Origin of the sequence: Draconibacterium sp. (genome assembly GCF_041583095.1) — a bacterium.
In the GTDB taxonomy this organism is placed as follows: Bacteria; Bacteroidota; Bacteroidia; order Bacteroidales; family Prolixibacteraceae; genus Draconibacterium.
The window spans coordinates 1-5,305 of the sequence record NZ_JBFHGM010000326.1 but is presented as its reverse complement, the minus strand read 5'-3'; the positions used below and the strand labels follow the sequence as shown (position 1 = coordinate 5,305).

At 39.1% G+C, this 5,305-nt stretch carries 5 protein-coding genes; 3 read left to right on the top strand and 2 right to left on the bottom strand.

From position 1 onward, the window contains the following. Both ABZB17_RS20200 and ABZB17_RS20195 read right to left on the bottom strand, forming a co-directional pair. A partial coding sequence (locus ABZB17_RS20200; RefSeq protein ID WP_372653020.1) for a Mur ligase family protein occupies positions 1-1,729 on the bottom strand: 1,729 nt, incomplete at its 3' end. Then, a complete protein-coding gene (locus ABZB17_RS20195; RefSeq protein WP_372653018.1) occupies positions 1,729-2,307 on the bottom strand; it encodes a thymidine kinase in 579 nt (192 codons plus the stop codon). The genes ABZB17_RS20200 and ABZB17_RS20195, both read right to left, overlap by 1 nt. Before the next feature lie 138 nt (positions 2,308-2,445). Between ABZB17_RS20195 and ABZB17_RS20190 the strand changes: the two genes are divergently transcribed. The 3 genes from ABZB17_RS20190 to ABZB17_RS20180 are packed head-to-tail and all read left to right on the top strand — an operon-like array spanning position 2,446 to position 4,783. After that, a complete protein-coding gene (locus ABZB17_RS20190; RefSeq protein WP_372653016.1) occupies positions 2,446-3,369 on the top strand; it encodes a hypothetical protein in 924 nt (307 codons plus the stop codon). Then, positions 3,362-4,045, top strand: a complete 684-nt coding sequence (rsmI, locus tag ABZB17_RS20185; RefSeq protein WP_372653014.1) for a 16S rRNA (cytidine(1402)-2'-O)-methyltransferase — start codon at positions 3,362-3,364, stop codon at positions 4,043-4,045. Before ABZB17_RS20190 ends, rsmI begins: the two co-directional genes overlap by 8 nt. A 36-nt stretch (positions 4,046-4,081) precedes the next feature. Next, entirely contained in the window at positions 4,082-4,783 is a 702-nt protein-coding gene (locus ABZB17_RS20180; protein ID WP_372653011.1) for a YjjG family noncanonical pyrimidine nucleotidase, read from the top strand. Positions 4,784-5,305 lie beyond the last annotated feature (522 nt).

Sequence of the window (5,305 nt, the reverse complement as noted above, 5' to 3'; positions counted from 1 at the left end):
TTAAACCAAATTCTTCCAAAGCCTTTACAAATTCTTGTAATAATTGGAAGCTGTAGATATTTGGTTCCAGGTTAAAAGCAATAATATTCTGGAAACTGTCGTGTTCGGGATTCATCACCACAATTGGAATAGTGATGCCTGCATTTCGTAGTTGAACACCTTCGTCGGCCACAGCAACTGCCAGGCAATCTACATTTTGGTGTTGCAAAAGTTGCGCAATTTCCACATCGCCGCTGCCATATGAAAAAGCTTTTACCATTACCATTATTTTGGTTTCTGCACGCAATAATTTTCTGAAAGTGTTAAGATTATGCACCAGTGCATTCAGGTTTATTTCAAGCACCGTTTGATGCGCTTTCTGTTGAAGAAGCGCTGATATTTTTTCTAATTCAAATTGCCGCGCACCTTTTAATAAAATTGCCGACGATGAGTAATTGCTTCGCACAAAGCGTTTTTCAAACTCACTGCGATTGGCATAAAACTCGCTTTCCAATTGAAAAATATGCTGGTGTTGGTAAAGGTCTTTGCCAATTCCTGTGAGCTTGTTAATTCCCCATTCCTGAAAAAGCTGGTTTACCTTCGAATAAAGTTCTGTCGTTTTAATACCTGTTTGCTGAATATCAGATAGAATTACATGCTTAAACAAATGGCTTTTGGCTGCTTGTTGTTTTAGCACCGATAGTGCAATACTCAGCGAATTCAAATCCGAATTGTAATAGTCGTTAATCAGCAAACAGTTGTTTATTCCCTGTTTAATTTCGAGGCGCATAGCCACCGGTTGCAGCTTGCTGAATTGCTTCAGAAAATCTGTCGGGTCTTTCTCCAAAGCAATTAGTGTGGCAAAACAATGGCAGGCATTTTCAAGTGCCGATTCATCGGTAAATGGGATTGAAAACAAATAACAATTATCATTAATTCTTACCTCAATTTCAGTACTAGCCGATTTTATTTTGCTTTTGAATTGAATAGCCGCGTTATTGTTCTTCAACGACCAGTTTATGGGATCAATATTGTTTTGCGAACAAAACGCTGCTATGTTTTTTGAGTACAAGCGATCTGACCGAAATGCCAGTTTTTTTACGCCTGAAAACAGTTTTAATTTCTCGAGCAGTTTCTTCTCAAGCGAGTGAAAATTTTCCTGGTGAGCATCACCAATGTTGGTCAATATTCCAATGTCGGGCCGAACGATTCGTGCAAGCTTCTGCATTTCTCCCGGCTCCGATATTCCTGCTTCTAAAATTGCAAGGTCGTATTGCTTATCAATTAACAATGCCGATAAGGGAACACCTATCTGAGAGTTGTAGCTTTTCGGGCTTCGTATAATCTTCAGTTCAGCCGAAAGCAGATCGTATAGCCATTCTTTTATAATAGTTTTCCCATTGCTGCCGGTAATTCCAATAACGGGCTGCCAAAACTTGCTACGGTTATAAGCCGCGAGTTGCTGAAGTGCAAAAACCGTGTCCTTTACCAAAATGTAGCCGGCTTTGTCATCGATAACATTTTTATCGGAAACGATAAATAGCTGTACGCCTTTTTTACGAAGTTGAGCTATGTAATTATGTCCGTTAAAAACGGGACCGGTTAAGGCAAAAAAGGCAACGTGTGATCCGCCGAAAAAAGTCCGGCTGTCGGTAATAATTTCTGAAACAGTAAAATCCTGAAACGATGAGGAAGCGAAAAACTCACCATTTACTGCGGCGCTTATTTGTTTAGCCGTCAGGTTGATCATTATTCCTTATGTGCTTTGTTGTAACAGCGTCGGCAAAGTGGTTCGTAAATATCTTTTTCGCCCAGCAAAACCACTTGCTCTTTTTCCGAAAGGCGATGAGAGAATTGTGCGATGCTTCCGCACCGAACACAAATAGCATGTACTTTGGTAATGTAATCGGCAACGGCCATCAGTCCTGGAATCGGACCAAAAGGTTCGGCTTTAAAATCCATGTCCAGACCGGCCACAATTACGCGAATACCCATATTGGCCAACTGGGTTACCACATTTATCAACCCTTTGTCGAAAAACTGGGCTTCGTCAATTCCAATTACATCAACATCTCCGGCCAGCAGTAAAATATTGGCCGAGTTTTCAACCGGAGTTGAGTGGATGGCATTTTCATCATGCGAAACCACTTCCGTTTCCGAGTAACGAACATCAACCATCGGCTTGAAAATCTCCACCTTTTGTTTGGCAATTTTAGCACGTTTCAGCCGCCTTATCAATTCTTCGGTCTTTCCCGAAAACATCGACCCGGCAACAACTTCAATGGTGCCAACTTTTTTATGGCTGTTTATATCTCTTTCAATAAACATTTAACGTTACTCTTTTTGGTAATACTATTCTTACAGGGTATTTTTATTTACTACTTTTACAAAAATAAAATTTACAGGCTTGTTTGGGCACTGTAAAGCTCGATTAATTTACCAACATCGCGTTAAAAGCTTGGATGAATGGACAATAATAAGTTATTTAAATTTCTGCTAAAAGATATTTCGGAGATAGAAGAATTGTTTGCCGAAAAAGGTACCGAAGGATTCGATGAACTGGAAATCGAATTTATCCGCACACGTTTCAATGGAGCAAAACACATTATTCAGCTGTTAGGCGAAAAAGATGTACCGTCGCAAAAAACGATAGTAACAGGTCCTGCTGCAACGAAAGTTGTTACAGAGGCAGAAACTGTGAACGCCAATAATTCAGTACAGTCACAAGCTCGGCTCTCGGAGGAAGAAAAGGAAAGTTTGGCTGCTTTGTCGGACTTTGAAGAGGAGTTAAAGCAGGAAGAAAGTAAGCCGGAAACAGTTGTACAAGAAGAGGGAATTAATTCGCCAGAAGCAGAACCTGAAGAGGACGAACAAAAATCAGTTGAAGAAGAGGAAACAGTTGTAGCTGAAGAAGTGGAAGAGCAGGAAAGTGTTACTACTGAAGCTGAAGAAGAAACTTCGGAGGAAGAAACAATAGCTGAGGAAATAGATGAAGAGCCTGTAAGCGAAAAAGAACCACCGCAAATTGCCGAACCGGAAGACGAATCGGAACCTGTTGTGATTAGTAACCGAATTGGTGATCGTGTTATTTCCGAAAAATCGGTTAATGACCTGCTTAGCGGAAATGGTGATAAAAAGCTGGAGTATAAAATATCAAACAGCCCGGTAAAAAGTATACAGGCTGCTATCGGTATAAACGACCGCTATCAGTATATTCGGGAGTTGTTTAGCGGCAGCGCCGAAACCTTTGCAAAAACGGTTGTTGATCTCGATAATTTGGGCAATATTCAGGAGGCAGTAGCTTATTTGCAAGAGAATTTTAAGTGGAAAAAGAACGAAACCAGCCTGAAATTTGTAAACCTTGTAAAGCGCCGGTTCCCCAATGGATAACGAAGCAAAATTAATACTCGTTCCAACGCCTATTGGTAATCTGCAGGATATCACGCTGCGGGCAGTTGAGGTTTTAAAAACGGCCGATATAATCTTGGCGGAAGATACACGTGTGTCGTCAAAACTTTTAAAACACCTCGAGATAGATAAGAAACTACTTGCACATCATAAGTTTAACGAACATAAAACCACGGCGGCAATCGTTTCAAAAATTGAACAGGGAAATACGGTAGCTTTAATTTCCGATGCCGGAACTCCTGCTATTTCGGATCCTGGTTTTCTGTTGGTACGGGCTTGCGTGGAGAAAAACGTGAAAGTGGAATGTTTGCCCGGTGCAACGGCATTAATTCCGGCTTTGGCGGTTTCGGGTTTGCCAACCGATAAATTTGTTTTCGAAGGATTTTTGCCACAGAAAAAAGGACGGCAGACCCGTTTGAAAATTCTAGCGGAAGAGCCGCGAACCATTGTGCTTTACGAGTCGCCCTATCGTTTGGTAAAAGCGCTTGGCCAGTTCGCCGAATTTTTTGGCCCCGAACGAAAAGCCTGCGTCTGCCGCGAACTAAGTAAAATGTTCGAGGAGGTGAAACGGGGAACAGTTACTGAATTGCAGGAATACTACACTGAACATACTCCAAAAGGCGAAATTGTGATTGTTGTTGAAGGGAAACAAAATTGACAAGTCTTTCAACATAAATTACCTTTAACAATAGCGATGAGGAAAAAATACACGCATCTTTTTTTTGACCTGGACAATACTTTGTGGGATTTTAAAACCAACTCCAGATGTGCTATGCTGAAGACTTATGAGATGCTTAAGCTGGATAAGGGTAGCGTGAAATTTGATGTGTTTTTTGATGAGTACTGTCGTAATAATGATGAACTTTGGTTGGCTTATCGCAGAAAAGAGGTAACAAAAAAGGAACTTACCCGGCAGCGTTTCCAGTTAACTTTCGATTCATTAGATATAGATACGATTGATGCGTTAGTGATGAACGACATGTATTTAAAGGAAATGCCCAAACACTCTCATCTTATTGACGGAGCAAGGGAAGTTCTTGATTATGCAAGGTCAAAAGGCTATCGTTTATTTATAATAACCAATGGTTTTAAAGAAGTTCAACACGAGAAGTTAAAACAAGCAGGACTCCAAAACTATTTCGAAAAGGTATTTATTTCTGAAGAAATAAAAATACCAAAACCCGGTCGGGGAATATTTGAACACGCCATTAAATCATCCAATGCCAAAAAGAAAAACAGTTTAATGATTGGCGATGATTGGGAAGTTGATATATGCGGAGCGGCTAACTTTGGTATTGATGCTGTTTATTTTAATCGTTTACAACAGCCATTAAATAATTTGACTGGTGATGTTACAATTATCGGTTCACTGAAGGAATTATTTTTGGTTGTGTAATCCAGCTTCTCTTTCCCTTAATAACTTATGTTTTCTGTTTGATCAATCTCTGCTGTCGAGAATATGGTAGATTAGCAAAATCACTTCATTATTGATCATTCATCATTTCTCCTTTTCTTGATAATAATACTCTGCTTTATTCTAAAAGGTACTATTTGTTGGTGAATTATGGAAATATGACAGTATTGGTTGTGTTTTCTGTGAGAATATGTCATATGAAATGGTTTTCTGTTAACATTTATTTAATGTGATGCAGTATGTATATGTAGTTTTTACAAGAAGCTAGAAATGAATAATTTGAGCTTTGTAGTTTTTTATTTTCTGTCAAATTTATGTCACTAATAGTGTCGAAAAGAAATAAAATAAGCCGAAAAGAAGCCTTGTGTATGCCTGAAAGGAATAAAAAATAGATATTTGAGTGATTTAAATTAAGAATTGGAAGTGAAAGTTTTCTGTTGATGTAAAATTTTACAGGAACAAATTTGGGGGAATTTGATTTTCATTTTCAAAAACGAAAAATAT

What these genes read in the sequence shown, in the direction of transcription:
- ABZB17_RS20195 (WP_372653018.1), bottom strand. Translation starts at nt 2,307, where the DNA reads ATGTTTATTGAAAGAGATATAAACAGCCATAAAAAAGTTGGCACCATT.
- ABZB17_RS20190 (WP_372653016.1), top strand. Translation starts at nt 2,446, where the DNA reads ATGGACAATAATAAGTTATTTAAATTTCTGCTAAAAGATATTTCGGAG.
- rsmI (WP_372653014.1), top strand. Translation starts at nt 3,362, where the DNA reads ATGGATAACGAAGCAAAATTAATACTCGTTCCAACGCCTATTGGTAAT.
- ABZB17_RS20180 (WP_372653011.1), top strand. Translation starts at nt 4,082, where the DNA reads ATGAGGAAAAAATACACGCATCTTTTTTTTGACCTGGACAATACTTTG.